The sequence below is a fragment of the Janibacter terrae genome (genome assembly GCF_039636765.1).
Classification (GTDB): domain Bacteria; phylum Actinomycetota; class Actinomycetes; order Actinomycetales; family Dermatophilaceae; genus Janibacter; species Janibacter terrae.
Genome location: NZ_CP144167.1, coordinates 2059235 through 2085494, shown reverse-complemented (window position 1 = coordinate 2085494; position 26260 = coordinate 2059235). Strand labels below are relative to the sequence as shown.

The window sequence follows — 26260 nt, the reverse complement described above, 5'->3', positions numbered from 1 at the left end:
GACCGACGGAAGGAACCCAGGCATGGTCGTACCGGAACAGGGACCGAGGCGAGTCCTCTGCCGCTATGTCGGTCGGCGTGTGCGCACGATCGACGGGCGGGTCCTCGGCGACGTCGACGACGTCCTCGTCGACGCCCGGAGCGGAGCCGTGCAGTGGCTCGTGCTCCGGGTGCGCGGGATGCGTCGACGTCACCGTGCGATACCGGTCAACCTCTCGATCGAGGTCCGCGGGCAGCTCGTCGTCCCGACCACGCGGCACACGCTGCTCGCGGCGCCGCACGTGCGCCTGGGCGGGGCCCTGACCGCGTCCCAGGAAAGACGTCTGCGCGCCCACTGGACCACCCACTAGGCGCAGGTGGCGCGAGGCCCCGTCCGTGCAGCACACTCCCCCTCGAGAGTCCCGAAGAAGGAGTGCCACGGATGAAGGATGTCGAGCTCGCTCACATCGTCGAGCAGCTGTCGATGGAGCCCGAGGAGAGCCTGACGCTGCAGCAGGTCGTCGACCAAGCGGTCCGCTACGTGCCCGGCTGCGACATGGGCAGTGTCTTCGTCCGCCGCAACGGGACGGTCGAGATCGCGGCGACGACCGACCCGTCGGCCACCCGGGTCGACGACCTCCAGTTCGAGTTCGACGAGGGGCCGTGCCTCTCCGTCCTGCAGGAGCACGAGATCGCGTCGGTGCCGGACACCGCGACCGACGACCGCTGGCCGCGGTGGTCCGACGGCGCCGTGGAGCACGGCGTACGCTCCGCGCTGAGCCTGCGCCTCGCGATCGAGGAGCCCTACCTCGCGTGCCTCAACATGTACTCCCGCGAGCCGAGGGGCTTCGACGGTGAGGCGGTCGACCTCGGGGTCGTGTACGCCCGCCTGGCCTCGGTCGCGATCCTGCAGGCCCGCGAGGTCTCGGGTCTGCGCAGCGCCCTGAACAACCGCCTCATCATCGGAGCGGCGCAGGGGATCCTCATGGAGCGCTACGGACTGAGCCTCAACCGCTCCTTCGAGGTCCTCCGCCGCCGGTCCAACGAGACCAACACCAAGCTGCACGACGTCGCCCAAGGCCTCGTCGACGGTCTGGAGATCCGCGACTGAGCGTCGGTCACGCCGGCGGCGCCGGCACCGGGTGCTCGCGCAGGGCCTGCGCGACCGCGACCAGGTTGCTCGCCATCGTCCGACCCGTGCGCTCCGACCACGCGTGGCCGTGCTCGGTCTCCGGGTACGTCGGCCCGGGACCGGGCCCCATGTTCCGGTAGGTCCAGGCCTGCCCCGGCACGGTGAACCCGATGCCACCCAAGGCGCCGGCCACCTCGGCGACCACGTGGTGCGCACCGTCCTCGTTGCCGGTGACGACGACGCCCGCGACCTTGCTGTCGGCGACCGTCGTCGCGCGTCTCGGAGATCATCGCGTCGATCACGACCCGGCGGGGCAAAGCGGTCCACCCCGCATGCATGTCGAGCAACGGGGTACAGGAGTGGCTGCCCATCGGTGAAGAGAACAGAGGTGATCGTGGACCAGGACCGTGCCGCACGCCGTCGCGTCCGCGCGCGACCGGTCCTCGTGCCGACGCTGACCTCCCTGCGGACCCGCTCCGACCTGTCCCAGGTCCTCAAGGCGGTCCTGGCCGCGGTGCTCGCCTGGTTGGTCGCCGCCCACGTCCTGGGCCTGCAGGAGTCCTTCATGGCTCCGTGGACGGCGCTCCTCACCGTCCACGCGACGGTGTTCAGGTCCTTCACCCGCGGCGGGCAGGTCATGATCGCCTCGCTCGCGGGCATCCTGCTCTCGTACGCGGCGGTCGAGGTCGTCGGGCAGACCCCCACCGCCCTCGGGCTGGCGCTCCTCGTCGGCATGCTGCTCGGCCGCGTGCGCCCCATCCGCGACGAGGGCAGCACGGTCGCGACGACGGCCCTCTTCGTCATCACCGCCGGCCAGGCCGAGCAGGCTCCGGTCCTGCTCGACCGGGTTGTCTGCACCGGGTTGGGCGTCGCCCTGGGCATCCTCGTCAACCTCCTCGTGCTCGCCCCCCTCGACGACCGTCTCGCTCGGGACCAGGTCGACGCCCTCCGCACGGAGCTCGGGGAGCTCTTGTACGAGATGGCCGACGCCCTGACGACCGCCAAGGACGTGGATCCCGCCGCGTGGTTGGAACGCACGCTGCGGGCGGAGGAGCAGGTCGGCGAGGCGCGAGGGCTGCTGCGCCACACCCGTGAGGCACGGCGAGGCAACCCGCGCAAGCGGTCCCGGGAGATCGACCCGGCGGCATACGAGAACTTCCTGCGGCGCATCGACGAGGGTTTCACGCACACCCGGTCCATGGCTCGCACCGTCGAGAACTCCCACATCGAGCCGGACAACTGGGACCCGCACTTCCGCGACGTCTGGCTCCGGTTGCTCCACGACCTCGGCGCGCGGATCACCGCGCCGGCGAAGGACCAGCCCAGCCTGCTGCCGCGCCTGCAGGCCCTCACGGACGAGATGTCGCGCGAGGACCTGCCGCAGGTCGCGTGGCCGGTCTACGGGGCACTGATCAACAGCACCCGCACCATCGTCGAGATCGTCGACGAGGTGCTCAACGGCCCGCTGGCCGGGGCCACTCGGGCGGGCTGAGCCCGGGTCACCCCGCGGGGGCGAGTCGCTCCCAGACCCGGTGCTCGGCCAGCAGGGCCAGCAGCTGGGCGAAGACCTCGGCCGGGTCCTCCCCGACGACGACTCCCGGGGCGCTGTCTGTGGCGAGGGCGGCCAGGACGTCGCCACCTCGACCCACGGCGCCGATGGCCTTGCCGTGGCGGAAGGCCTCGGCGACGAGCAGCAGCAGCCTGGGGTCGCTCGCCGGGCCCGCCGACCCACCCGAGGGGTCGAAGGCCCGCGCGTCCGTCCCGGACTGCGGGTCCGCCGCCGAGGCCGGGGCGCCCATGACCACGAGGGCGTCGTACTCCACGGACCGTGCCGTGAGGAGCGTGCGCTGCACGGGGACGGCCTGCTTCCCGGTGCCGAGGACCCCGCCCACCGGCGCGATGACGAGGGGGACGAGGCCCGCGTCGTGGATGGCGGCGCGCACCCCGGCCAGCTCCGCGAGATCGGTGTCCTCGTCCACCACGAGGCCGATGGTGCGACCATCGGCCGGCCACTGGCCACCGAGCTGGGACAGGGCCGGGCTCGGCTCGACCTCGGCCAGCTCCCGGGTCTTCGGGGCGGGCAGGCCGAGCCCCTGCGCCACGCGGGCGGCCAGGTCCGTGTCGATCTGGGCGAGGGCCGCCAGCTGTCGCTCACGCACCGCCTGCTCGTAGCAGCGCCCCAGCTCGAAGGTGTACGCGGAGACGATGTGGTCCTGCTCCGTCGGCGTCAGGCTCAGCCAGAAGAGGCGGGGCTGGCTGAAGTGGTCGGCGAAGGAGGCAGCTGCCTCCCGGGACTTCGTCCCCGAGACCGCCTGCGGCACCTCGATGAGCGCGCCGTCCCGCGTCCCGGCGTGGAAGGGGCAGCCGCCGTCGAGTGAGTTGGGCCGGTAGGGCGCGACGCCAGCATGGTCGGCGCTCTGGTGCATGCCGTCGCGCAGCATGTCGTTGACGGGCGCGTGCGGACGGTTGATCGGGAGCTGGCCGAAGTTGGGCCCGCCGAGCCGGCTGATCTGGGTGTCGAGGTAGGAGAAGAGCCGACCCTGCAGCAGCGGGTCGTCGGTGACGTCGATGCCGGGCACGAGATGGCCGGGGTGGAAGGCGACCTGCTCGGTCTCCGCGAAGTAGTTCGTCGGGTTGGCGTTGAGCTGGAGCAGGCCGATCGGCTGCACCGGGACGAGCTCCTCCGGCACGATCTTCGTCGGGTCGAGGAGGTCGATGCCCTCGTGGGTCTGCTCCTCGGTGTCGGGCATGACCTGGATGCCGAGCTCCCACTCGGGGAAGGCACCGGCCTCGATGGCGTCCGCGAGGTCGCGCCGGTGGAAGTCGGGGTCGGCGCCGTTGACGAGCTGCGCCTCGTCCCACACGAGGGAGTGGACCCCGAGCCGCGGCTTCCAGTGGAACTTCACCAGGCTGCTCTCCCCCGCCTCGTTGACCAGGCGGAAGGTGTGGATGCCGAAGCCCTCCATCATCCGGTACGACCGCGGGATGGCCCGGTCGGACATCTGCCAGATGACGTGGTGCTGGGCCTCCGTGTGCAGCGAGACGAAGTCCCAGAAGGTGTCGTGCGCACTCTGGGCCTGGGGGATCTCCCGGTCGGGGTGCGGCTTGGCCGCGTGGACGATGTCGGGGAACTTGATCGCGTCCTGGATGAAGAAGACCGGCATGTTGTTGCCGACGAGGTCGAAGGTGCCCTCGTCGGTGTAGAACTTCGTGGCGAAGCCGCGGGTGTCACGGACCGCGTCGGCCGAGCCGCGTGACCCGACGACCGTCGAGAAACGGGTGAACACAGGCGTCTGGACCCCTTCGGCGAGGAAGCCGGCCCGGCACACGCCGGTCGCGGTCCCGTACCCGGTGAACGTCCCGTGCGCTGCGGCACCGCGCGCGTGAACCACGCGCTCCGGGATGCGCTCGTGGTCGAAGTGGGTGATCTTCTCGCGCAGGTGGTGGTCCTGGAGCAGGGTGGGACCTCGCTCGCCGGCCTTGAGCGAGTGGTCGGTGTCCCGCACGCGGGCGCCCTGGGCGGTCGTGAGGTACGCACCGGCCTGGGTGCGGTCCCCCTCGGCGCCGCTGGGGCGACCCGTCGGCGAGATCGGCGCGACCGGCCGCTGGTCGGGCGAAGGGGGCAGCGGCTCGCGAGGCTCGGTCGGCTCCTCGACCGCCGGCGTACCGGCCCCCGGCGAGCCGGGGACGGGGATGTCGTCGTGGGGCTGCTTGGCACTCATGGATCTCTCCTGCGGGTGGGATCGGGGGCTCCCCGACTACCCCTGCCACGTCGTGACATGCGCGTCACCCCGGTGCGGGTCTCCCGCCCGCGTCAGTCGCGGGCGGGCAGCGGACGCGTCGCGGGCCCCTCGAGCACCTCCCCCGCCGCGGTGAACCGCGAGCCGTGCAGCGGGCAGTCCCAGGACTGCTCGGCGTCGTTCCACTCCACGACACCGCCGAGGTGGGTGCAAAGCGCGGAGACCGCGCAGGTCCGACCCTCGACGGTGGAGCGCGCCACGGGGACCACGCCCCGGCGGCCGACCTCCCCTTCGCCCTCTGCCGGCGTGCCGGGACGAAGGGGGTGCAGCGCCACCCCTGCGGCCCGCGTGACGAGGTCGAGACCGACCCGGGCGTTGATGCCGACGAGGCGGGCGACGGAGGCCGGCCGACTGATCCGGCGGTGGATGGGGCTCGACCAGGACATCTGGCCGCCGAGGAGGGACGCGCTGAGGTCCAGCGCCGCGGCGACGCCGTTGGTCATGCCCCACTTGTCGAAGCCGGTCGCGACGTGCACGTGACCGAGGCCGCGCGGCATCGGACCGACGAAGGGGAATCCGTCGTGCGAGCGGTAGTCCTGGGCCGACCACGCGTGGGTCTCCACCGCCTCCGGGAAGTGCAGGGCGGTCCACGCGCGCAGCCGGTCCAGGTGCGCCTCCTCCGAGCGGGCGCGGCCGACGGAGTGGCCCTCCCCCCCGACGAGGAGCCGCGACCCGGGGGCGTCGCGCACGGACCGGGTCGACCCACCCGTCGAGATCAGCATCATCTCCGGGGGGGCGGGGTGCTCGTACGCGAGGGCGTAGGAGCGCTCGGCGCTCACCTTCGCGAAGTAACCGCCGCGGTCGAGCACCGGGGTACCCGTGGCGAGGACGACGTGGTCGCAGCGGGTGCGACCTCGTGTGTGCCGGACAACGGGGCGCAGGGACTGGCCCATCCCCGTGACCCGGGCACCGGTGACCAGCCGCCCGCCGTGAGCACGCAGGTCCTCGACGAGGGCGTCGAGCAGGTCCATCGGGTCCAGCTGCGCCTGCTCGTCGAGCACCACTCCCCCGGCGTGCTCGAAGGGCACCGGCAGCTCCTCGCTCCAGCGCACCGGCAGCCCCATCCGCGACGCGGCGTCGAGCTCGGCCCGCGCCTGCTCCAGACCGCGCCCGTCGTCCGCCGCGTAGGTCACCGCCGAGCGCAGCTGGTACGGCACGTCGTGCTCGTCGCAGTACCGCAGCAGCCAGTCCCGGCCCTCGCGGTTGCCCTCGACGTACCCCGCGACCACCTCCTCGGACTGCCGTCGCAGGAGCTGCGAGTAGCGGGTGCCCTGGAGCAGCGAGACCTTGGCGGTGCTGTGCCCGGTCGTCACGGCGCCGAGGTCGCGCGCCTCGAGGACGACGACCTCGCGGCCGGCCCGGGCGAGCAGCAGCGCGGTCACCAGCCCGGTGATGCCGGCACCGACGACGACGTCGTCGCACCGCTCCACCGGCTCGTCGGAGGGAGTGCTTGCGCGGGAGGCGCGCCACACAGAGGTCATGGTGACTCCTTCTCGGTCAGACGAGGTCCCGGGGGATGGCCCGGTCCCAGCTCTCGGAGTGCACGCGCCGGTGCCCGCGGACGTCGTCGAGCTCGTAGGCGTCGAGATCCGCGCGGATGATGAACTCGTCCTCCGTGCACGTGAGGACGGTGGTCGTGACGACCTCGGTACGCCAGTCGTCGCGCTCCAGACGGCGCACGGTGCGGGTCTCGCCGCGCACCGACGTCGGGTCGTCCCAGCGGAAGGAGTACCACTCCGTCGTCGAGCGACGCACGACGGTGCCGGTCTCCTCGATGCGGAAGGCGCCCTGGTCGTTGACGATCTCCAGCGTCGAGACGTCGGTGGCCAGGTCCCGCGTGACCCGCCAGTCGTGCTCGCTCGGGGCGAGCGTCGTCGTCTCGATCTCGGGGGCGGTGACCGGCTCGTGGAAGGGGGCAAGGTCCCCGTCCTCGGGGCGCGGCGGACGCACCGGGACCCGCAGCACGCTGTCGGCCGGCAGGATCGTCAGGGTCGTCGGGCGCGGGGCCGGCCACACGAGCGGCCAGTAGGACGTGGAGACCGACAGCCGCAGCCGGTGGCCCGCGGGGAGGGAGTGGGCCACCCCGTTGAGCGGCACCCGCACGTCGTACCGCTGACCCGGGACGAGCGGCTCGGGGTCGCTGCTCGAGCTGCGGTGGGTGAGGTTGAGGACCCCGTACGTGATGCGCGTGGCCTCCCCGGTCGGGGCCACGTCGGACAGGCGCACGGCGACCTGGGCGACCGGTTGGTCCGCGCTCAGCGCGACGTCGAGGCTCGGCAGGCCGAAGACCTCGGTCGTCCCGGTCAGCGGCTCGCTCTCCCACACGAGCGCGCCGCCGTCCTCCTCGCGCTGGTCGTACGGCAGGTCGGGCACGGCCGCGTAGGAGGCCCACTTGCCGGCGAACATGCCGACGCTGAGCGGCGACCGGAGCGAGAGCGGGGCGCTCCCCCCTTCGCCCTGGGCGCCCTCCGCGAGGCTGGCTCTGGTCAGGCGGAACTCCCGCTCGGTGATGCGCGGCGAGGGCCACTGCTCCTCGGCGACCCAGCGTCCGGGGCGCTCCTCGTAGGCGGCGCGCGGGGGGACGCTGTCCTGCATCCACGCCCGCAGCGCGGGGTCCTCGTCGATGCCGGTGTCCTCGCCCTTGAGCCAGTGGTCCCACCAGCGCACGAGCTCCTGGAGGAACCCGATGGCCGGCCCGGGCACCCCGAGGTGCGGGTACTTGTGGCCCCACGGGCCGATGAGGCCGTGGCAGGGCACCTCGACGTGCTCGAGCAGGCGGAAGATCGCGTTGGTGTAGCCGTCCGCCCAGCCGCCGACCGCCATGACGGGGCACTGGATGGCCGAGTAGTCCTCGCTGACCGACGCCGGCCGCCAGTACTCGTCACGGCGCTGGTGGCTCAGCCAGGTGTCGAGCCACAGGCCGCTCCCCTGCAGCCGCTCCAGCCACATCTCCCGCCAGCGGTCGCCGACGATCGCCGGGTCGGGCGGCAGGCTGTTGAAGGCCAGCATCACCGTCGCCTCGGAGAGGTTGTCCCCGAGGAGGCAGCCGCCCATGTAGTGCATGTTGTCGACGTAGAGGTCCTCGGTCGCGGAGGCGCTGACGATGGCCTTGAGCGCCGGGGGGCGGCGCGCGGCGACCTGCAGGCTGTTGAAGCCGCCCCAGGAGATGCCCATCATCCCGACGGCGCCGTCGCACCAGTCCTGCGCGGCGAGCCACGCGATGACGTCCTCGGCGTCCGAGAGCTCCTGCTCGCGGTACTCGTCGACGAGCACACCGTCGGAGTCCCCGCTGCCGCGCAGGTCGACCCGCGCGCACACGTAGCCGTGGGCGGCGATGTACGGGTGGTTCACCGCGTCCCGACCGCGCGTGAGGTCACGCTTGCGGTAGGGGATGTACTCGAGGACCGCAGGCAGCGGCCCGACCTCGCCGGCCGGGCGCCAGATCCGCGCGGCCACCCGGTGACCGTCGCGAAGGGGGATGAAGACGTTCTCCTCCACCTGCACCTCGTGACGGACCTCCGTGTCCGTGAGCGTCATCGTCATCGTCAGCTCCTCCCTTCGCCGCAGTCCTCGAGGTCGAACTGCAGGGTCTCCTCGATGTCCTCGATCCGTCGGCGCAGGCTCTCCCTGTCGGGGGCGCCCACGTAGACGATGGCCAGCAGGTACCGGTAGGAGTCCTGGTGCGGCAGCTCGGAGAGCCGGTCCCCGACCGAGACCGGGAAGTCGACCTTGGTGCCGGGGTAGCGCTCGGCGAGCTGCTCGAGCACCGACGCGTCGGGGATGCCCCGCACGATCGCGTCGCCCTCGTGGACCACGACGTACTGCGCGGCGACGGCGAGGTCACCCTCCCCCTTCGGCATGCTGGGCGCGTGGCCGAGCGCGACGTCCACGGCGACCTGGTGGTTGGACCGGCCGTCGACGAGGGTGAACATCTCGCTGTGCGACTGGGAGATGCGCGTGTTGACCTCGATGAGGCGCAGGCGCTCCTCCTCCTCGTCCCACATGAACTCGGAGTTGAAGCAGCCGTCGTCGAAGCCGATGTGCTCGAGCAGCCGACCGGTGATGTCCCGCGCCTGCTGCTGGACGTGGTCGGGCACCGTGGCAGCCGGGTAGTCGATGCGCTCGATGCTCAGGCCGCTCTCGCTCTTGAGCATGTCGAAGACGCCGTGCACCGAGTACTCGCCCCGGGAGACGCTGCCCTCGGGCGCGAACTGGGTGCCCCGGATGATCTCCTCCGCGAGGCAGGCGGACCCGCCGAGTCCCTGCAGCTCCTCGGGCAGCTCGACCCGCGCCAGCACCTGGTCGAAGGCGTCGCCGACGTCGGTGATCTCCGCGCGGATCTCCTCGAGAGCCGCCTGCAGGTCCGCGTCGTCGCGGATCTCGAAGCCCAGGTTGGACGAGTGCCCCTTGATCGGCTTCACCCAGTACGGGAAGTCGAGATCGATCTGCTGGGCGACGTCGTCGGCGAAGGGGTCGAAGGCGACGAAGCCGGGGACGACCTCGGGCACGGCCCGGCGCTGTTCCAGCCGGCTCCAGTACTTGTGCTCGCACTTGAGCAGGCTCGTCAGGGAGGGCGCGGGCAGGCCCCGCTCGGCGGCGAGCATCGGCCCGAGGACGGAGGTCGGGAAGTCCCAGTGGCTCACGATGGCGTCGACGCTCCCGTCGAAGGCGTCAAGCTCGGCACGGGCGCGCTCGAGGAGGGCGTCGAAGTCGATCTCCTCGGTCGCGACCAGGGACTCGTGGTCGAGGAGGTCGTGGAACTCCAGCCCACCGGTCTCGTGGACGGTGCCGAGCTCCTCACGCTGCATGGGGGTCAGACCCAGGACGAAGACGTTGTGTGTCATCCACGGCCCCTACCCACTCACCTGCGCCTGACACGCGCAGCGCGTCGATCGGCAGTGGCAGGCTGTCCCGGTGAGCCGACACCGCGCCCCGCGCCGCACCCTCCTGCACCGCCTGGGTGCGCTCACGGGCCGGCGGCCGCGGACCGTCGTGCTCACCTGGGTGGGGCTCGTCGTCGTCTCCTTCGCCCTCGCGCTCGGCGGGGTCACCGGCCAGGGGCTCTTCGACCAGCTCCACAGCGGCGACGTGACGACGCCGGGCGAGGCGCAGCAGGCGCGGGACCTGGTCGTCGACGCCGGCGGCGGTGAGCTGGCCACCGACACGCTGATGGTCTCCGGCTCCCCCGCCACCGACCCCTTCGTCCGGCGGGCGGTCGCCGAGCCGGTCCGACGCATCCACGCGATGGACGGGGTCGCGTCCGTCGTCAACCCGCTCGTCCTCGACGGCGGGGTGGAGGGCCCGCAGGGCGCCCCGCTCGTCGTCGAGGAGGACGGCTCCCGCTACGGCTTCCTCACCGTGGTCGAGTACGACAGCTCCCTCTCGGACGAGGAGCTGGAGCGGGTGCGCCGCGACGTCGACGTCCAGCTCGACGAGATCGTCACCGGGTCGCAGGGGACGAGCAGCCAGCGCGGCAGCCTCAAGCAGCTCATCGACGAGATCGTCGGTCAGGTGGCGAGCGACATGAAGCTCGGCGAGGGTCTGGCCCTGCCCGTCTCCTTCGTCGTCATGGTCCTCGTCTTCGGTGGCTTCCTCGCCGCGGGCATCCCCCTCGCCGGGGCCTTCGCCTCGATCGGCGGCGCGCTCGGCTCGCTGTGGGGCTTCTCGCACGTCATCGACCTCGACGCCACGGTCGTCAACATCGTGAGCGTCCTCGGCCTGGGCCTGTGCATCGACTACGGGTTGCTCGTGGTCTCCCGGTTCCGGGAGGAGGCCCGCGAGCTGCTCGACGGGCAGCCGCTCGGGGACGGCTCCCGGGAGCTCGTCGTCGAGGTCACGGCCCGCACGGTCGACCGGGCCGGTCGCACCGTCGTCTTCTCCGCCGTGACCGTCGCGATCGCCCTGTCCGGCCTGCTCTTCTTCCCCTCCGTCTTCATGCGGGCCGCGGGCGCCGCGGGGGTGTCGGTCGTCCTCGTCTGCCTGCTCGTCGCCGTGACGCTCATCCCCGCCCTGTGCGCGCTGTCGGCGCGCCGGCTGCTCGCGCGCGGCACCGAGCGCACCTCCGACACCGGCGTCTTCGCCTCACTCGCGGCGATGGTGCAGCGGGCACCGTGGCTCGTCGTCGCCCTCGTCCTCGCCGCCCTCGTCGGGATGGCCCTGCCCGCCACGCGCATGGAGGTCACCTCCTCCGGCGTCGAGCTGCTGCCGACCGACAGCGACCAGCGGCAGTTCTTCGAGGACCTCGGGCGGGACTACCCCGAGCTCGCCGCCCCGGACGTGCGCGTCGTGACGACCGCCGGCGCCGACGAGGTCGGGGCGTGGGCGAAGGGGGCCGCCCCCGACCTCCCGCACGTCGAGTCCGCGGAGGTGGTCACGCTCGGCGAGGTGGACGGGCAGACGGTCCGCAGCGTCGACCTGCGCACCGACGACGGCCCGCTCGGTCCCGGCACCCGCGACGTCGTGGCGCAGCTGCGGGACGAGCGTCCCCCCTTCGACGCCCTCGTCGGGGGGCAGGCCGCCGATCTCGGGGACTTCACCGCCTCCATCGTCGACAACGCCCCGCTCGCCGTGGGCACGGTCGTGCTCGCGACCTTCGTCCTGCTCTTCCTCATGACCGGGTCGGTCGTCGTGCCGGTCAAGGCGCTGCTGATGAACATCGTCTCGCTCGGCGCCTCGCTCGGCGTCCTCGTCTGGGTCTTCCAGGACGGCCACCTCGAGGGGCTGCTCGGCTTCGACTCCGTCGGCGCGGTGGAGGTCTCGATCCCGGTCCTCGTGCTGGCCTTCGGCTTCGGCCTGTCGATGGACTACGAGGTCTTCCTGCTCTCGCGCATCGTCGAGCTGCACGAGCGCGGGCACCCCACCGACGACGCCGTGCGCCTGGGCCTGCAGCGCTCGGGCAGGATCATCACGAGCGCGGCGCTGCTGATGGTGATCGTCTTCTCGGGCTTCGTGCTCGCGCGGGTCCTCGCCGTGAAGGAGACCGGGGTCGCGCTCGTCCTCGCGATCCTCATCGACGCCACGCTCGTGCGCATGCTCCTCGTGCCCGCGACCATGTCCGTCCTCGGCGAGTGGAACTGGTGGGCGCCCCGCTGGATGAAGGGCCTGCACGCGCGCTTCGGCATCACCGAGCAGTCCCTCGCGCATGAGCGAGGACGGACCGGGTAGGCCCACCCGGTCCGGACACACCCAGCACGAGAGGCACCCATGTCGAGCTACCGCACGGAGAACCCTGCCACCGGTGAGGTCGAGCGCACCTTCGACGAGGTGGACCGGGACGGGGCGATCGCCGCCGTCGACCTCGCGCACGCCGCCTACGAGGGGTGGCGCGAGCGGTCGCCCGAGGAGCGCGCCGAGGTCCTGCGCCGCACCGCCGACCTGTACGACGAGCGCGCCGACGAGCTGGCCCGCACGATCGCCACCGAGATGGGCAAGCCGCTCAAGGAGGCGAAGGGAGAGGTCGCCCTCGCCGGGTCCATCTACCGCTGGTACGCCGACCACGGACCCGAGCTGCTGCGCGACGAGGAGCTCGACGCCCAGGGCGCCCTGCGCAGCATCGTCCGCAAGGAGCCGGTCGGCGTGCTCCTCGGCGTGATGCCGTGGAACTACCCCTACTACCAGGTGGCGCGGTTCGCGGCGCCCAACCTCGTGCTCGGCAACACGATCCTGCTCAAGCACGCCGGGATCTGCGCCGCGTCGGCGACCCTCATGGAGGAGGTCCTCCGCCAGGCCGGGCTGCCCGAGGGCGGCTACGTCAACCTCTTCGCCTCGAGCCGGCTCATCCCGGACGTCATCGCCGACCCGCGTGTGCAGGGGGTCTCGCTCACCGGGAGCGAGGCCGCCGGTGCCTCCGTGGCCGAGGCCGCGGGCAAGCACCTCACCAAGTCGGTCCTGGAGCTCGGCGGCTCCGACGCGATGATCGTGCTCGACGCCGCCGACGTCGACGCCATGGCGAAGACGGCCGCGCGGGCCCGGCTGTCCAACGCCGGTCAGGCGTGCAACTCGCCGAAGCGGATGTTCGTCGCGGACGAGATCCACGACGAGTTCGTCGAGGCGCTGACCCGCCACGTCGAGCAGACACCCGTGGGCGACCCGCTGGACCCGGCCACGCGGATGGGCCCGATGTCCTCCAGCCAGGCCCGGGACGACCTCGACGAGCAGGTCCAGGACGCCGTCTCCAAGGGGGCGACGCTCCACACCGGCGGCCGGCCCCTCGACCGCGAGGGTGCCTTCTACGCCCCGACGGTCCTCACCGGCATCACTCCCGACATGCGCGCGTGGGACGAGGAGCTCTTCGGCCCGGTCGCGATGGTCTACCGGATGACCGACGTCGACGCCGCCCTCGAGCAGGCCAACGCCTCCGCCTTCGGCCTGTCCGGGTCGGTGTGGAGCGACGACCCGGACAGGGCCGCGGAGGTCGCCGCCCGGCTCGACGTCGGCATGGCCTACGTCAACGAGCACGGCACGACCATGCCGGGGCTGCCCTTCGGCGGGGTCAAGCGCTCCGGCTACGGCCGAGAGCTCGCCTCGGACGGCATGAACGAGTTCGTCAACCGCAAGCTGGTGCGCGTGGCCGCGAGGTAGGCCCCGGGCGGTGACGAGGGACCAAGGGCCCTACAGCCGCCGCGCCAGCGGGCGAAGACTGCACGTCATCGCCGGCAACGGGTGACGAGGGAGGGCGTGCGATGGGTGACCCCGTGATCGACGTCAGCGCCCTGGTCAAGACCTTCGGCCACGTCCGGGCGCTGGACGGCCTGGACCTCTCCGTCCGTCCCGGGGAGGTCCACGGGTTCCTGGGCCCCAACGGCGCTGGCAAGTCGACCGCCCTGCGGATCGTGCTCGGTCTCATGCGCCCCACCGCAGGGAGCGCGCGGCTGTTCGGCAGGGATCCCTGGGCCGAGGCCCCGCAGCTGCACCGCCGGCTGGCCTACGTCCCGGGTGACGTCACGCTGTGGCCGAACCTCTCGGGTGGCGAGACGCTCGACCTGCTGCTGCGCATGCGCGGCGTGGACCCGGTGGCCAGTCGCAAGGACGAGCTGGTGGAGCGCTTCCGCCTGGACCTGCGCAAGCGGGGGCGGGCCTACTCGCGCGGCAACCGGCAGAAGGTCGTCCTCGTGGCGGCGCTGGCCGTCGACACCGACCTGCTCGTGCTCGACGAGCCGACGAGCGGCCTCGACCCGCTCATGGAGCAGGTGTTCCGCGAGTGCCTGGCCGAGCACCGTACCCGTGGCGGCACGGCACTGCTCTCCAGCCACGTGCTCAGCGAGGTGGAGCGCCTGGCCGACCGGGTCACGATCATCCGTGAGGGCCGCACGGTCGAGACCGGCACGCTCCCCTCGCTGCGACTGACCCAGCACGCCACGTCCGATGCGAGCCTCGAAGAGCTGTTCCTGGAGGTCTACCGATGAGCACCCTGACGGGTGCTCCGCTGCTGCTGCGTCAGGCGGTGCGACGCGACCGGGTCCTCGTCCCGGGGTGGGTGGCCGTCCTGGTGGTCATGACCTACGCCTCGGCGAGTGCGACGACGGCGCTGTTCGGCTCGAGCGCGGAGCGCGTCCGTCTGGCCACCGAGATCAACGGCCAGCCCGGGCTGCTCGCGCTCTACGGACCGATCCTCGACCCCGACAGCGCGGGCGAGCTGGCGATGTCGAAGCTCACGGTCCTCTACGCCCTCTTCAGCGCCGGCCTCTACGTCGCGGTGGTGAGACGCCACACGCGTGTCGAGGAGGAGTCCGGTCGCGCCGAGCTCGTCGGCGGCACCGTCGTCGGGCGCGATGCCCCCTTGGCAGCGGCCGTGATGGAGTGCGCCGCCCTGGCGATCGGGCTGGGGTGCCTCCTGGCCCTCGCGGGCACGGCTGGCGGTCTGCCGTGGGCCGGCTCGGTGTGGTTCGGCGTCGTGTGGGCCGGTACCGGGGTCGTGGCGACGGGTGTCGCGGCTGTGGCCTGCCAGGTCTCGGCGAGCGCGCGCACCTGCTCGGCACTCGCCGCGGGCGCGCTCGCCGGTGCCTACACGGTGCGGGCGGTCGGTGACGCGGTCGAGGGTCTCGGCTGGCTGTCCTGGCTCTCGCCCCTCGGCTGGAACACGCAGCTACGCGCCTGGTCCGAGCCCCGCTGGTGGGTGGTCGCCCTCTACCTCGTCACCTCTGCCGCACTGGTCGCCGTGGCGCAGCTGATGCGCTCGCACCGTGACCTCGGCGCCGGCCTGGTCACCATGCGCCCCGGGCCCGCGCAGAGCCGGCTCGCCGGGCCGTGGGGACTGACCCTGCGGCTGCAGCGCACGTCCCTGCTCCTGTGGACCGTGGGTGTGGCAGCCATGGGACTGGCCTTCGGCGCCATGGCCCCGGGTTTCGACGACCTGCTCGCCGGTTCCGGCGGCGAGCAGCTCATCGACCGGCTCGGCGGGTCCTTCATCGGCGCCCTGCTCTCGGTCACCGCCGTCCTCGTCACCCCCTTCGCGATCTCCGTCGTCGCCGCGGCACACCACGACCGGGTCGAAGGACGCACCGGGCTCGTGCTGGCCACGGCCGTCTCGCGAGCACGCTGGTTCGGTGCCATCGCGGGGGTCGCCCTGGCCGGCAGCGCGTTCCTGCTGATCGTCTGCGCGCTCGGTCTCTCGATCGGCTACGGGGCTGCCGGCGGTGGCGACGCGCCGTCTGCCATGACGGCTGCTCTCGGCTGGATCCCCGCAGTGGGCGTGGTCGGCGGGGTGGCCCTGCTCGGCCTCGCGGTCGGTCGGCCCTGGCTGGGGTGGGCCTTCTTCGTCCTGTCGCTCACGCTGACGCTCGTCGGGGAGCTGCTGGAGCTGCCGGTCTGGCTGCAGGACCTGTCGCCGTACTCCGCGGTACCGATGTACCCGATCGAGCCGTGGCGGTGGCCCCCGCTGCTCGTCCTGACGGCGCTCGCCGCGCTCCTCGTGTCCCTCGCGTGGTTCGTCTTCCGCGCAGGGGACGTCGAGTAGTCACTGTGGTCGGTGGGCGATACTGGGTTTGAACCAGTGACCTCTTCCGTGTCAAGGAAGCGCGCTACCACTGCGCCAATCGCCCGGGTGCATGCAGGTGTCCTGCATGGTCGAGGTGGAGACGGGATTTGAACCCGTGTAGACGGCTTTGCAGGCCGTTGCCTCGCCTCTCGGCCACTCCACCACGAAGGTGTCATACCTTCCGAGCGGATGACCGGGTTCGAACCGGCGACCTCAACCTTGGCAAGGTTGCGCTCTACCAACTGAGCTACATCCGCGCGGCCCCGGGCGTTGCTCACGCCGAGGGCACGAAGAGACATTAGCCCATCGACCGTCCAGTCTCCCAACCGAGCACGAGCGACCGCCATGAGGGTCGCCAGCGCGACCGGGCGCCGGTCGCCGGTGACCTGACCGCCAGCGCACCGGCGGCACACCGACGGCCAGCAGCCGGCCCTTGGTCAGCAGATCTCGCACGCGATCCGGGGTGGCGGCTGCGCGCAGGTGGTGCCTCAGCAGCCGCTCCTTCCAGCTGGTGCGACCGGGGCCACCCGCCGCCCGGCTCGCTCACCGGCGTCATCTGGCGACCACGAGCAGCAGCACGTCGAGCACCGCGATCCCTATCGCCGCGCGGAACGGCGCCCGGCCGCTGCCGAACAGGGCGACACCAGCCAAGATGAAGACTGCGGCCACGACCAGCACCAGGACACCGGCGGGGACAGCACCCGCGCCCACCGCGATGACTGCGGTCGCCGCGGTCAGACTGCCCACCGCCAGCAGAGTGGCCGCTCGGGGCCCGATGCGGTGCGCGAGCCCGCGGACGCCGGTCGCCTCGTCGTCGACCAGGTCTGGCAGGACGTTGACCAGGTGGGCACCGACCCCGAGGAGCGCGCCCGCGACGACGGTCGACCACTGCGGGAGTGTCGCGCCCGGCTCGACGAGCGCGACGAAGAGCGGCAGACCCCCGAAGGCGATGGCGTACGGGAGGAAGGACACCACTGTCGCCTTGACGCCCAGGTTGTACGACCATCCCGCCGCGACGCACACGAGGTGCACCATCCCCGCAACGATCCCGCAGGCCAGGGAGAGGACCACCGTGCCCACGAGCGCCGCGACGCAGGCGGCCCGGGTGGTCGACGTCGGGAGCTCGCCGGTCGCCAGCGGCTTGTCGACACGACCGACCGCGCGATCCCGGGGGGCGTCGATCAGGTCATTGCCCCAACCGATCGACAGCTGCCCGCTGAGCACGGCGGCCGTCACGAGGACCGCCCTCCCCGGACCCGAGAGGGTCGCGAGGGCAAGTACCGCAGCCAGCACCGTCACCGCCGTCGTCGGCAGGGGGTGAGCCGCCCGGAGGAGTGCCGGGACCCGCGGGTCAGGCATACCGCGACCCTATCCCGGCACGGTTGGCCCGGGCGGCGCCGAGGCCAGCACCTCCGCGACGTGCCGATGCAGGCGCGTCACGCACGAGGAAGGCCCCTGACCCGGCGTCTCCGCGGGTCAGGGGCCTTTCCTGCTGGTGGGCGATACTGGGTTTGAACCAGTGACCTCTTCCGTGTCAAGGAAGCGCGCTACCGCTGCGCCAATCGCCCGTGGAGCGGATGACCGGGTTCGAACCGGCGACCTCAACCTTGGCAAGGTTGCGCTCTACCAACTGAGCTACATCCGCACTCGCTGTCCCCGCACTGCGGTGACCGCGCTGAGCGAGATTAGCCCACAGTCTCACCAGAATCCAAACCGGGGGTGAACAGCCGCCCGGCAGGCCGCCCCATCGGGGTCGTAGGGTGCCCGCATGCCGACGCACGAGGTCACCAACCAGGTCCCGCCCTACGGCGGGCACGACGTCTTCGCGACCGACCAGGTCCTCGTCGAGGGGGTCGACCGCTGGGTCCCGGCCGGGCAGCGCGAGCCGGCCGTGGCCGAGCTCACCGCCCTGGGGGTGCGCGCCGGCTCCGACGAGGCCGGGCGCTGGGCCGACCTCGCCGAGCGCAACACCCCTCGGCTGGTCACGCACGACAGGTGGGGCCACCGTGTCGACGAGGTCGAGTTCGACCCCGCGTGGCACGAGCTGATGACCGTGGCGGCCGGCGCCGGGCTCACGGCCGTCCCGTGGACCCAGCCGGTCGGGACGGGCGCGCACGTGCGCCGGGCCGCGGGCTTCGTCACCTGGAGCCAGGTCGAGGCCGGCCACGTCTGCCCCATCACCATGACCAACGCGGCAGTCCCCGCCCTTCGCCACTCCCCCGAGCTGGCCGCACGCTGGGAGGGCAGGCTCGCCTCCCGCGAGTACGACTTCGGGCTGCGCGAGGTGCAGACCAAGGCCGGCGCCATCGCCGGCATGGGCATGACCGAGAAGCAGGGCGGCTCGGACGTCCGTGCCAACTCGACCCTCGCGGTGCGCAGTCCCGGCGGCCCGCTCACCGGCGAGACCTATCGGCTCACCGGTCACAAGTGGTTCTGCTCGGCACCCATGAGCGACGTCTTCCTCGTCCTGGCCAAGACCGCCGAGGGCGCGGCGCCGAGCTGCTTCCTCGTCCCCCGGGTCCTCGAGGACGGGACGCGCAACCCCTTCGCCCTGCAACGCCTCAAGGACAAGCTCGGCGACCGGTCCAATGCCTCCTCCGAGATCGAGCTCGACGGCACCTGGGGCGCGCTCGTCGGGGAGGAGGGAAGGGGGGTCCGCGCGATCATCGACATGGTCTCGACGACGCGCCTGGACTGCGTGCTCGGCTCCGCCGCGACGATGCGCGCGGCGCTCACCCGGGCCGTGCACCACACGCGGTACCGGTCGGCCTTCGGTGCGCGACTCGTCGACCAGCCGCTCATGCGCAATGTCCTCACCGACCTGGCACTGGAGTCCGAGGCCGCGACCCTGCTCGGCCTGCGGCTGGCGCACGCGCTCGACGAGGGCGAGAGCGAGCTGACGCGGCTGGGCGTCGCCGTCGGCAAGTACTGGGTGTGCAAGCGGACCGCACCCTTCGTCGCGGAGGCGCTCGAGTGCCTGGGCGGCAACGGCTACGTCGAGGAGCACGGCATGGCGCGGCTGTTCCGCCAGGCCCCGCTCAACTCGATCTGGGAGGGCTCGGGCAATGTCAACGCACTCGACGTCCTGCGCGCCCTCGGCAAGGAGCCGGCCGCGCTCATGGCACTGCTCAAGGAGTCGTCGGCCGCCCGCGGACGGATCGCGGTGCTCGACACCGCGCTCGACGACCTCGAGCGCGACTGCGCCGGGCTGGCGTCGGTCGACCCGGTCGAGCTCGCGGCGGGCAGCCGACGGCTGGTCGAGCGACTCGCCCTCACGCTGCAGGGCAGCCTGATGGTGCTGCACTCCCCCGCGGAGTTGGCCGAGGCCTTCGTCGCCTCGCGCCTCGGCGGGGCGAAGGGGGACACCTTCGGCACCCTCGACGCCGGCCTCGTCGCGCTGGCCGGGCCGAGCGCGATCGACCGCTCGGACGTCAGCTCTTCCTGAGCCGGGCCTGCTCGGCGAGGACGTCGAAGTCGGCCTCGGGCCACTGCGGGTCGAGGTCCGTGAGGTGCTCCTTGAGCAGGTTCATCACCGCGAGCCGGGCATACCACTTGCGGTCCGCGGGCACGACGTACCAGGGGGCGACGTCCGTGGACGTCCGGTCGATGACGGCCTGGTAGGCCTCCTGGTACTCCGCCCAGTGACCGCGCTCGTCGATGTCGCCGGGGTTGAACTTCCAGTGCTTGTCGGGGCGCTCCAGCCGTTCGGTGAGGCGCGCCTTCTGCTCGTCCTTGCTGATGTGCAGCATGACCTTGATGATCGTCGTGCCCTTGTCGGCGACGGCCTTCTCGAAGGTGTTGATCTGGCCGTACCGGCGCGACCACTGCGCGCGGGGCACGAGGTCGTGGACGCGGACGATGAGGACGTCCTCGTAGTGGCTGCGGTCGAAGACGCCGATCACGCCCGGCTCGGGCAGGGCATTGCGGATCCGCCAGAGGAAGGGGTGCTTCTTCTCCTCCGCCGTCGGCTGCTTGAAGACGTGGATCTGCACGCCCTGCGGGTCGACCGCGCCGACGACGTGGCGCATGATGCCGCCCTTGCCCGCGGTGTCCATCCCCTGCACGACGAGCAGGACGCTGCGCTGGCCACCTCCCTTCGCCTCCGCGTAGAACCGCTCCTGCAGGTGCGAGACCTCGTCCGAGAGGTCCGCCAGGGCCTCCTGGCCGGCCGCCTTGTCCCCGTCGAAACCGGGGGTGCTGCGGGGGTCGATCGCGCCGAGGTCGGTGCCCTCGCCCGCGCGCAGGGCGTCACCGAAGGGGGTGTCCGGCGACTCGGTCGACGAACCGGACTTCGTGGCTGACGTCTTCTTGGCCATCTGCGCATCATGTCAGCCCGGCGCGTCGTGCGGCAGACTGCCGGGTATGCGGATCCTCAGCGCGGACGACGCGGCGGTGCCGTGCTCCCCCGGTGACGAGGTCGACGACGCCACCCTCGACGCCCTCTACGGGCACACCGGGGACCTGCTCCGGCTCAACTTCGTCACCACGCTCGACGGCGCGGCGACGGGGGGTGACGGCCTGTCGGGGACGATCAACTCCGCCCCCGACCACCGGGGCTTCGCCGCGATGCGCCGGGCCGCCGACGTCCTGCTCATCGGTGCCGGGACGGTGCGGGCCGAGGAGTACGGGCCGGCGCGCGTGCCAATGGTCGTCGTCTCGCGGTCCGCGCAGCTGCCCGAGACGGTCCGCGGCTCGCAGGGCGTGGTGCTCGCGACGAGCTCGTCCTGCGGCGCCACCGAGAGCGGGACCGTGTGGCTGTGCGGCGAGGACACCGTCGACCCGGCCACGGTGGTCGAGCGCGCCCGGTCGTCCTTCGGCCCCCACGTCCTGTGCGAAGGGGGCCCGACGCTCGCTGCCGAGCTGGTCGCCGCCGGGCTCGTCGACGAGCTCGCGCTCTCGTGGACCCCGCGCCTGGTCGGGGGTGGTCGCGGGGAGCACCCGCGGATCCTCGACGGCGCGGACCTCGACGTGCAGCTGTCGAGTCGGCACCTCCTCGAGGAGGGCGGGACGCTCCTCGGCCTGTGGCGCGTGGACCGCTAGCGGACGAAGTCGGTCACCACGGCGTCCCAGCGCCGCGGGTCGACGTTCCACTCCTTGCAGTGCCGGGCCAGGGACCACGGCTCGAAGGTGATGAGGTCCGGCCGCGCGGCGGCCAGCGCCTCGCTCGGCCCGACGGGGACGAACTCGTCGTCGCGCGAGTGGATGAGCAGCATCCGGTGGGAGAGCTCGTCGGCGCGCTTGACCCAGTTGGTGCGCGCGACGTCGACGCTCTCGGACACGCCGACGAGCCTGCGGGCCCAGGGCTGGCCCATGAGGGCATTGCCCAGCCGGGAGACGGGTGAGGGGACCCGGTGCAGGTCCGCGTGGTGGGTCAGCACGTCGCCCCAGTCGACGACGGGCCCGTCGAGCACCGCGCGAGAGACGACGCTGGCCAGGTCGGACCGGTCGAGGAACTGCAGGATGATCGCTCCACCCATCGACCAGCCGACGAGGACGATCTCCTTGGCGCCACGGGCCCGCGCGAGCGTGACCGCGTCCTCGATGTCGCGCCACTCGGACAGACCGAGGTTGTAGCGGCCGTCGGGCCCCTGGGGCGCGTCACCGTCGTTGCGGTAGCTCGGCACGAGGCAGGTGAGTCCCGCGGCGTGGAGGGCGGGGACGCCGCGCAGCGTCTCGTGGCGGCGGGCGCCCCGACCGTGGACGAGCACGGCCCACCGCGACCCGTCCCCGTGCTCGCTCGGCACGACCCAGGCGGGCATGGGACCGAGGTCGGAGGGCACGTGGACGTGCTCGGTGGCCAGCCCGAGGTCGAGCTCCGGGTCCCGCGCGTAGTAGTAGCTGTTGAACCGGGCCGGGCCCGGCTGGAGGATCCCCTCGTCGACGGCGAGGAGCTGGCGACGCACCCGCTGGAGCCGGTGGTCGACCTCGAGCACGCCGCCGATGCGCGCGTGACCGCGCCCGCCGTCGAACCACAGTCCGTAGCGTCCGGGGACCAGCAGGTCGGGCCCGCCGGAGAGCGTGACGCTGTCGGTGTGGACGACGTGGATCACCGTGTCGTCAGGGCGCACCAGCTCGGGGGTGAGGACCCGGCGGGCGAAGTAGGACGCGCTGCCCACCCACACGGAACCGGCCCCGGCGAGCGCCGATCCGGCAGCGACGGCGCCGTAGGTCAGGGCCCGCTCGGCCACCGTGCGCTTCTTCACGCGCTCATCGTCTCAAAAGTCCTGCGCCACAGGCAGAATGTGACGAGTGACACCACAGCTGCCCGACGTGGCCCTCGACCCGATGCTCGCCAAGGCCGTCAAGGAGGTCCCCGCGGCCGACGCCGTCGACGGCGGCTACTCGTACGAGCCGAAGTGGGATGGGTTCCGCTGCCTCGTCCGCAAGGACGGCGACGAGGTCGAGCTCGTCAGCCGGGGCAAGAAGCCCCTGACCCGGTACTTCCCCGAGCTCGTCGTGGCCATCCGGGAGCACCTGCCCGGGAGCGCGGTCGTCGACGGCGAGATCGTCGTGCGCAGCGGCGAGCCCGGCGCGCAGCGCCTGGACTGGGAGGCGCTCGGGCAGCGCATCCACCCCGCCGAGTCGCGCATCACCAGGCTCGCCGCCGAGACGCCCGCCGAGCTCATCGCCTTCGACCTGCTCGCCGTGGGGGGCGAGGACGTGACGGGCCTCCCCTTCGCCCGGCGCCGGGAGCGGCTCGAGTCGCTCTTCGACGGGATGGCGAAGGGAGCGCCGCTGCACCTCACGCGGGTGACGCGGGACGCGGACGAGGCGACGGACTGGTTCACCCGCTTCGAGGGCGCGGGGCTCGACGGGGTCGTCGCCAAGGCGCTCGACTCGCCGTACTCGCCCGGCAAGCGGACGATGCTCAAGATCAAGCACAAGCGCACCGCCGAGGCCGTCGTCACCGGCTACCGCGTGCACAAGTCCGGCCAGGGCGTGGGGTCGCTGCTGCTCGGGCTCTTCCACGAGGGTCAGCTGTTCAACGTCGGCGGCATCGCGGCCTTCACCGCGCAGCGCCGCCTCGATCTCGTCGAGGAGCTCGAGCCGCTCGTCAAGCGGGACGCGAGCGGGGAGGTCGAGCACGCGGAGACCGACCGCTCGCGCTTCTCCTCGGCCAAGGACGTGAGCTTCGTGCCGCTGCGGCCCGAACGGGTCGTCGAGGTCGCCTTCGACCAGCTCGAGGGGTCGCGTTTCCGGCACACCGTGCAGTTCCTGCGGTGGCGGCCCGACCGCGAGCCCGAGTCGTGCACGCTCGAGCAGATCGACCGGGCGCTGGCCTACGACCTGGGCGAGGTCCTGGACTGAGTCACTCGATCCGGTTCCCCTCGCTGTCCCAGTGCTCCGCGACCTTCTTGCTCGGCTGCACGCGCGGTGGCTCGCCGGGCATCTTCGGGTAGTCGGGCGGGAAGTTCAGCTCGCCGCCGGGCAGGTCCTCCCAGAGCTGCAGGAGCGGATCGAGCGAGTACGCCTGCTCGTCCATGTCCGCCCACGGGTCGCCCTCGGCGAGGTGGTCGCGCACGGTCGTGAGGTTGTACTCGGCCGGGTCGGTGACGGCCGCGAGCTGCGCCCAGGTCATCGGGGTGCTCACGGGGGCGCCGGGGCGGGCGCGCAGGCTCCACGCGCCGGCGATCGTGCGGTCCCGGTTGTTCTGGTTGAAGTCGACGAAGATCCGGCTCCCCCGCTCCTCCTTCCACCAGGCCGTCGTCACGCCGTCGTCGCGCCGCTCGAGCTCACGGCCGAAGCCGATCGCCGCGTGCCGCAGCTCCTCGAAGGACCACCGTGGCTCGACCCGGACGTAGACGTGCACGCCACGGTTGCCGCTCGTCTTCGGGTAGCCGCGCATCCCGAGCTCCTCGAGCAGCTCGCGAGCGACGTCGGCCACGCGCTGCGCGTCGACGAAGCTCGTCCCCGGCTGCGGGTCGAGGTCGATCCGCAGCTCGTCGGGATGGTCGACGTCGGGCCGGCGCACCGGCCACGGGTGGAAGGTCAGCGTCCCCATCTGCGCGGCCCACACCAGTGCGGCGGGCTCCGTGGGGCACAGCTCGTCGGCGGTCCGCCCGCTGGGGAAGGCGATCTCGACCGTCTCGACCCAGTCGGGCGCGCCCCGCGGGAGCCGCTTCTGGTAGAAGCCGTCGGCGTCCTTGTCCCGCGGCCCGACCGCCAGCCGCATGCCCTCGCGCCACCCGTCCGGCCAGCGCTCCATGGCCGTGGGCCGGTCACCGATCGTGCGCATCATCGCCTCGCCGACGTCGGCGACGTAGCGGCACACGTCGAGCTTGGTCAGCTCCGGGGTGCGACCGGTCGCCTCGTAGATGACCCGGTCGGGACTCGAGACGCGCACCTCCCGGTCGCCGGCGGGCACCATCTCGGCGGGGGTCTTGGCCATGCGGTCAGCGTAGGACCACGGGCGGACGAAGGGAGGCGCGCGGGACCCCCTTCGCCCTACCGACGCACGAGCTCCAGGTAGCGATCGGCGATGGGCCCCGCGACCGACGCCCCGCCGGCGCCGTCCTCGACGAAGACCGCGACCGCCAGGTCGTCCTGCGCGACGATCATCCAGGCGTGCGTGCGCGGGGGCGGGTCCGAGCCGTACTCGGCGGTGCCGGTCTTGGCGATGACCGGACCGCCCGTGTTGTCCGCGAGGAAGGTGGCCGACCCGTCCGTGACGACGGCGCGCAGCATCCGACGCAGCTGATCGGCCTCCGCGGAGGTGACGGAGCCACCCTTCGCCGGCGCCTTGGCGCGGCCCGGGAGCAGGACGGGGGCGACCCGGTGACCGGCGACGATGCTCGACATGACGGTGGCCATCGACAGGGGGGTGGCGACGACCTCGCCCTGGCCGATGCTCGTCGCGGCGAGCTCGGTGCCCGTGGGGGCCGAGGGCACCTCACCCATGGCCGCGGGGACGCCGAGGGCGGGCTGCTGGGTCATGCCGAGCGCCGATGCGGCAGAGCCGATCCCGTCGGCCGGGAGCCGGTCGCGGGCACCGATGAGAGCGGTGTTGCACGAGGTGGCGAGTGCGTCCTGGAGGCTCATCGCGCCGTTGCGGCCGGAGGGGAAGTCGTCGTGGTTCTTGAACTCGCGCCCGTCGACCTCGATCGTGCGCGGGCAGTCGAGCTGTGTGCGCGGGGTCGCGCCGGCACGCAGCTGGGCCAGGGCCGTGACCGGCTTGAAGGTCGAGCCGGGCGCGTACTGCCCGAGGGTCGCCGTCGTCTGGCCTCCGCCGCCCTCCGCGCTGGCGAGCGCGAGGACGTGCCCGTCGGACGGTCGGACGGCGACGATCGCCCCGGCCTTGCGCAGGTCGGCCAGCGAGTCCTCGGCCGCCGCCTGGTGGGTGATGCTCAGGGTGGTGCGCAGGTCCGTGCCGTCGACCGCGTCGACGCGGTGCAGCTCGCGCGCGGTCCCGTCCTCGGCGACGGCCTCGACGGTGAAGCCGGACCTGCCGCGCAGCTGCTTGTCGCGCGAGGCCTGCAGGCCGCTCAGACCGACGACGTCACCCTCGCGCACCTGCGGGTCCGCCTCGATGACCTCGGCGGTCGCCGGGCCGACGCGGCCGAGGACCTGGGCCGCGAACCCGGAGGACGGGGCGAGGTCCATCGTCCCGTCGATGAGCCGGGCACCCTCGATGTCGGGCACGGCACGGCGCACCGCGTCGAGCTCCCGGGCGTCGGCGCGCAGGACGATCGCCTCGACGAAGGCCTCGTCGCCGGCCGACTCCACGGCCCGGACGAAGGGAGCCACCGTCACGTCGGCTGCCTCGGCGAGCGCCTCGGCGGACTCGCCGGCCGACCCGGCCGGCACCCGGCCCCGGTCGATGCCGACCCGCACGACCGCCCGCGGGGTGACGATCCTGTCGCCGCCGTCGCCGAGCACCTCGCCGCGCTCGGCGACCACGCGCGAGGCGCGCAGGACCTCCCCTTCGGCCAGGTCGGGAGCGAGCACGCTCGGGGCCCACTCGCCCGTCCACGTCTCCCCGGAGCGGGTGAGGGGCAGGTCGGAGGTGTACCGCCACGGCTCCTTGCCCTCGTGGACGGTCCACGAGACGTCGAGGCGCACGGTCGCGGCGTCGCCCTCTTCGGGGACCGCGACGTCGGTGACGTCCACCTCGGGGCGCAGCCGCCCCATCCCGGCGAGGACGTCGTCGAGCTCCTCCTGGGCGGTCGTCCGGTCATCGACCTGCAGGGCCGCGGGCACGCGACCGGCGGCGAGGTCGGCAGCAACCCGGTCACCCAGCTCGCGCGCGGCGTCCGTGCCGTCGTCGCGGTGGGTCCACCAGTAGCCGCCCACGGCGACGAGCAGGGCGAGTGCCACGACGGCGGCGAGCAGGGAGCGGGCACGTCGGGGACGACGTCGGGGCTGGTCGGTCACGGGC

19 protein-coding genes, 5 tRNA genes and 1 pseudogene are annotated in these 26260 nt (G+C 72.6%); 10 read left to right on the top strand and 15 right to left on the bottom strand.

Going from position 1 to position 26260, the window contains the following annotated elements; genetic code table 11:
• The first annotated feature begins 22 nt into the window (after nt 1–22).
• Both V3C34_RS10120 and V3C34_RS10115 read left to right on the top strand, forming a co-directional pair.
• Nucleotides 23–349 (top strand): PRC-barrel domain-containing protein, encoded by a 327-nt coding sequence (locus V3C34_RS10120; protein WP_345912849.1) that lies wholly within the window; start codon nt 23–25, stop codon nt 347–349.
• A 71-nt stretch (nt 350–420) separates the two neighbouring features.
• Complete coding sequence (locus V3C34_RS10115; RefSeq protein WP_338538191.1) at nt 421–1089, top strand: GAF and ANTAR domain-containing protein; 669 nt, start codon at nt 421–423, stop codon at nt 1087–1089.
• 7 nt (nt 1090–1096) lie between these two features.
• Here the strand turns inward: V3C34_RS10115 and V3C34_RS10110 are convergent, their stop codons facing one another.
• Complete coding sequence (locus tag V3C34_RS10110; protein WP_346006970.1) at nt 1097–1315, bottom strand: hypothetical protein; 219 nt, start codon at nt 1313–1315, stop codon at nt 1097–1099.
• 189 nt (nt 1316–1504) lie between these two features.
• Here V3C34_RS10110 and V3C34_RS10105 point away from each other — a divergent pair, with 189 nt between their 5' ends.
• On the top strand, nt 1505–2602 hold the full coding sequence (locus tag V3C34_RS10105) for an FUSC family protein (RefSeq protein ID WP_346006968.1): 1098 nt from the start codon (nt 1505–1507) through the stop codon (nt 2600–2602).
• Nucleotides 2603–2609: 7 nt separating this feature from the next.
• Here the strand turns inward: V3C34_RS10105 and V3C34_RS10100 are convergent, their stop codons facing one another.
• From V3C34_RS10100 to V3C34_RS10085, 4 genes are all read right to left on the bottom strand, one after another.
• On the bottom strand, nt 2610–4832 hold the full coding sequence (locus V3C34_RS10100) for a catalase (protein WP_346006966.1): 2223 nt from the start codon (nt 4830–4832) through the stop codon (nt 2610–2612).
• A gap of 92 nt (nt 4833–4924) precedes the next feature.
• Nucleotides 4925–6391 carry an FAD-dependent oxidoreductase gene (locus tag V3C34_RS10095; RefSeq protein WP_345912847.1) on the bottom strand — a complete coding sequence of 489 codons (1467 nt, stop codon included), beginning with the start codon at nt 6389–6391 and terminating at the stop codon, nt 4925–4927.
• Between the two features lie 16 nt (nt 6392–6407).
• Nucleotides 6408–8453: a CocE/NonD family hydrolase gene (locus V3C34_RS10090; RefSeq protein ID WP_346006964.1), complete on the bottom strand. Its 2046-nt coding sequence runs from the start codon at nt 8451–8453 to the stop codon at nt 6408–6410.
• A 2-nt stretch (nt 8454–8455) separates the two neighbouring features.
• A complete protein-coding gene (locus tag V3C34_RS10085; RefSeq protein ID WP_068324558.1) occupies nt 8456–9754 on the bottom strand; it encodes an ATP-grasp domain-containing protein in 1299 nt (432 codons plus the stop codon).
• Between the two features lie 70 nt (nt 9755–9824).
• Here V3C34_RS10085 and V3C34_RS10080 point away from each other — a divergent pair, with 70 nt between their 5' ends.
• From V3C34_RS10080 to V3C34_RS10065, 4 genes and pseudogenes are all read left to right on the top strand, one after another.
• On the top strand, nt 9825–12074 hold the full coding sequence (locus tag V3C34_RS10080) for an MMPL family transporter (RefSeq protein ID WP_068324561.1): 2250 nt from the start codon (nt 9825–9827) through the stop codon (nt 12072–12074).
• Between the two features lie 39 nt (nt 12075–12113).
• Nucleotides 12114–13490, top strand: a complete 1377-nt coding sequence (locus V3C34_RS10075) for an NAD-dependent succinate-semialdehyde dehydrogenase (RefSeq protein WP_068324564.1) — start codon at nt 12114–12116, stop codon at nt 13488–13490.
• A 101-nt stretch (nt 13491–13591) separates the two neighbouring features.
• Nucleotides 13592–14284: pseudogene (locus V3C34_RS10070) on the top strand (ABC transporter ATP-binding protein); the annotation flags it as partial.
• Nucleotides 14285–14310: 26 nt separating this feature from the next.
• Nucleotides 14311–15864 (top strand): ABC transporter permease, encoded by a 1554-nt coding sequence (locus V3C34_RS10065; RefSeq protein ID WP_346006961.1) that lies wholly within the window; start codon nt 14311–14313, stop codon nt 15862–15864.
• A 13-nt stretch (nt 15865–15877) separates the two neighbouring features.
• On the opposite strand, the gene V3C34_RS10060 is transcribed toward V3C34_RS10065, so the two are convergent.
• The 6 genes from V3C34_RS10060 to V3C34_RS10035 form a co-directional block, all read right to left on the bottom strand.
• Nucleotides 15878–15949, bottom strand: a tRNA-Val gene (locus V3C34_RS10060).
• Between the two features lie 28 nt (nt 15950–15977).
• Nucleotides 15978–16048, bottom strand: a tRNA-Cys gene (locus V3C34_RS10055).
• Nucleotides 16049–16069: 21 nt separating this feature from the next.
• Nucleotides 16070–16142, bottom strand: a tRNA-Gly gene (locus V3C34_RS10050).
• A 295-nt stretch (nt 16143–16437) separates the two neighbouring features.
• Nucleotides 16438–17244 (bottom strand): UbiA family prenyltransferase, encoded by an 807-nt coding sequence (locus tag V3C34_RS10045; protein ID WP_346006960.1) that lies wholly within the window; start codon nt 17242–17244, stop codon nt 16438–16440.
• 134 nt (nt 17245–17378) lie between these two features.
• A tRNA-Val gene (locus V3C34_RS10040) sits at nt 17379–17453 on the bottom strand.
• Between the two features lies 1 nt (nt 17454).
• Nucleotides 17455–17530, bottom strand: a tRNA-Gly gene (locus V3C34_RS10035).
• 123 nt (nt 17531–17653) lie between these two features.
• Here V3C34_RS10035 and V3C34_RS10030 point away from each other — a divergent pair.
• Nucleotides 17654–19330: an acyl-CoA dehydrogenase family protein gene (locus V3C34_RS10030; protein ID WP_346006959.1), complete on the top strand. Its 1677-nt coding sequence runs from the start codon at nt 17654–17656 to the stop codon at nt 19328–19330.
• Here V3C34_RS10030 and V3C34_RS10025 read toward each other — a convergent pair.
• Entirely contained in the window at nt 19317–20201 is an 885-nt protein-coding gene (locus tag V3C34_RS10025; RefSeq protein ID WP_068324573.1) for a polyphosphate kinase 2 family protein, read from the bottom strand. The two genes, V3C34_RS10030 and V3C34_RS10025, sit on opposite strands and share 14 nt — an antisense overlap.
• 46 nt (nt 20202–20247) lie before the next feature.
• Between V3C34_RS10025 and V3C34_RS10020 the strand changes: the two genes are divergently transcribed.
• Nucleotides 20248–20925, top strand: a complete 678-nt coding sequence (locus V3C34_RS10020) for a dihydrofolate reductase family protein (RefSeq protein ID WP_068324576.1) — start codon at nt 20248–20250, stop codon at nt 20923–20925.
• Here the strand turns inward: V3C34_RS10020 and V3C34_RS10015 are convergent.
• On the bottom strand, nt 20922–22088 hold the full coding sequence (locus V3C34_RS10015; protein WP_245634691.1) for an alpha/beta hydrolase family protein: 1167 nt from the start codon (nt 22086–22088) through the stop codon (nt 20922–20924). The genes V3C34_RS10020 and V3C34_RS10015 overlap by 4 nt on opposite strands.
• An 82-nt stretch (nt 22089–22170) precedes the next feature.
• On the opposite strand from V3C34_RS10015, the gene V3C34_RS10010 reads away from it, so the two are divergent.
• The gene (locus V3C34_RS10010) at nt 22171–23193 is read left to right on the top strand and encodes an ATP-dependent DNA ligase (RefSeq protein WP_068423065.1); all 1023 of its coding nucleotides are present in this window, start codon (nt 22171–22173) and stop codon (nt 23191–23193) included.
• A 1-nt stretch (nt 23194) separates the two neighbouring features.
• Here the strand turns inward: V3C34_RS10010 and V3C34_RS10005 are convergent, their stop codons facing one another.
• Nucleotides 23195–24274 (bottom strand): DNA polymerase domain-containing protein, encoded by a 1080-nt coding sequence (locus tag V3C34_RS10005; protein ID WP_068421804.1) that lies wholly within the window; start codon nt 24272–24274, stop codon nt 23195–23197.
• A 56-nt stretch (nt 24275–24330) separates the two neighbouring features.
• Complete coding sequence (locus V3C34_RS10000) at nt 24331–26256, bottom strand: penicillin-binding transpeptidase domain-containing protein (RefSeq protein WP_346006956.1); 1926 nt, start codon at nt 26254–26256, stop codon at nt 24331–24333.
• Nucleotides 26257–26260 lie beyond the last annotated feature (4 nt).